At 71.3% G+C, this 1,866-nt stretch carries 1 protein-coding gene; it reads right to left on the reverse strand.

The annotated features are described in order from the left end of the window. Nucleotides 1–1,866, reverse strand: a 1,866-nt coding sequence (locus AC07C1_RS41200) for a non-ribosomal peptide synthetase (RefSeq protein ID WP_478947241.1), incomplete at both ends; no start/stop codon positions are given.

Raw genomic sequence — 1,866 nt, forward strand, 5'->3', positions numbered from 1 at the left:
ACTCACATACAACTCACCGACCATCCCCACACCAACCGGCCGCAACCCCCCATCCAACACATACACCCGCATATTCGAGATCGGCCGGCCAATGGCGGGCTGTCCGAAACCGGTGAGCGGCTGGCTCATGGTGGCGCAGACCGTGGTCTCGGTGGGACCGTAGGCGTTGATCAGACGGCGATCGGACCAGGCGCCGGCGGTCTTCTCCGGGAGGGCCTCGCCGGCCGCGATCACTGTCCGGATCGTGCCGTGCTCGGCCGGGTCGAGCACGCCGAGCACCGCGGGCGGCAGGGTCGCGTGGGTCACCTGGTGCCGTGCGACGAACTCCGTGAGCGCCGTGCCGGGGAGCATGCCGCCGGGCCGCAGCACCAGTGAGGCGCCGGAGAGCAGAGCCATGGCGATCTCGGAGACGGACGCATCGAAGCTCAGGGACGCGAACTGCAGGACGCGGCTGGCGGCGTCCACCTGGAAGCGCTCGATCTGCGCGGCGGCGAGGCCGGCGAGGCCGGCGTGCTCCACCATGACGCCCTTGGGGACTCCGGTCGAGCCGGAGGTGAAGATGACGTACGCGAGCTGGGACGGCGTCAGCCGGCCGCCGCGTTCGTCGTCCGTGAGGTCGTCTCCCGACCGGGCCGCGACGGCCTCCTCCGTCCTCGGGTCGTCGGTCACCACGATGGCCGTTGCCGTCTCGGCGCCGCCCGGACGTATGTGGTGACCGCGTGCCGCCAGGGCCTTCTCCAGCAGAGGCGCCGACTCCGAGAGGGTGAGAACGGCGACCGGGTCGGTGTCCTGGACGAGCTGGGTGATCCTGGCCGCCGGCAGGCCCGGGTCGACCGGCAGATAGACGGCCCCCGCCTTCATCACGCCGAGCAGCGCCGCCACCGCGTCGACGGACCGAGGCAGGGCGACTGCCACGACGTCGTCGCGCCCGGCTCCCAGGGCCCTGAGGTGCCGCGCGAAACGGTTGGCCCGCTCGTTCAGCTCGGTGTAGGTGGTGTCGGTGGTCCCGCGTACGGCGATGGCCTGCGGGGCACGGTGCACCTGCTCTTCGAAGAGCACGGGCAGGGGCCGGGAGTCCACCTCCTGCCCGGTGTCGTTCCAGAGCCGTACGACGGCTTCGCGCTCGGCCCCGTCGAGCACGTCGAGGTCGGTGATCCGCCGCTCCGGAGCGCCGACGGCAGCGCGCAGCAGCCGGGTCAGCCGGACGCCGATGCCGCGGACGGTCTCCGGGTCGAAGAGGTCCGTCGCGAACTCGAGGGCGCCGTCGATGCCCGCGGGCGTTCCGTCCTCGGCCCGCCGCTCCCGGAGGTGGAAGCTGAGGTCGACCTTCGCGGTGCCGACGTCGGTCAGGTCCTCGTCGACGCGGGCGGTGAGGCGAGGGAGGTCGAGGGGCGGCCGATCGGTGCCGTCGAAGTTGAGGGCGACCTGGAACACGGGGTGATGGGAGGCGGAGCGCTCGGGGTTGACGATCTCCACCATCCGCTCGAAGGGCAGGTCCTGGTGGTCGTACGCGGCCAGGGCCGTGGTGCGGGTGAGCTGCACCAGCTCACGGAAAGTGGGGTCGCCGTCCCACTTCACCCGCAGCGGAAGCTGATTGACGAAGAAACCGACCAGCTCGTCCAGCGACTCGTCAGGACGTCCGGCCACCGGGGTGCCGACCGGAATGTCACGGGAGCCGGTCAGCCGGGACAGCAACGCCACCACGGCCGCATGGACCACCATGAACGGCGTCGCATGGGTGTCGCGGGCCAATTGGAGGAGCGCGCCGTGCAGTTCCGTGTCCCAGGAGAACTGCTCCCACGCACCGCGGTTGGTGGGCGTCGCGGGACGTACCCGGTCCAGGGGCAGTGTCAGCTCCTGCGGTGC

The sequence above is a fragment of the Streptomyces sp. NPDC045022 genome (assembly GCF_056432605.1).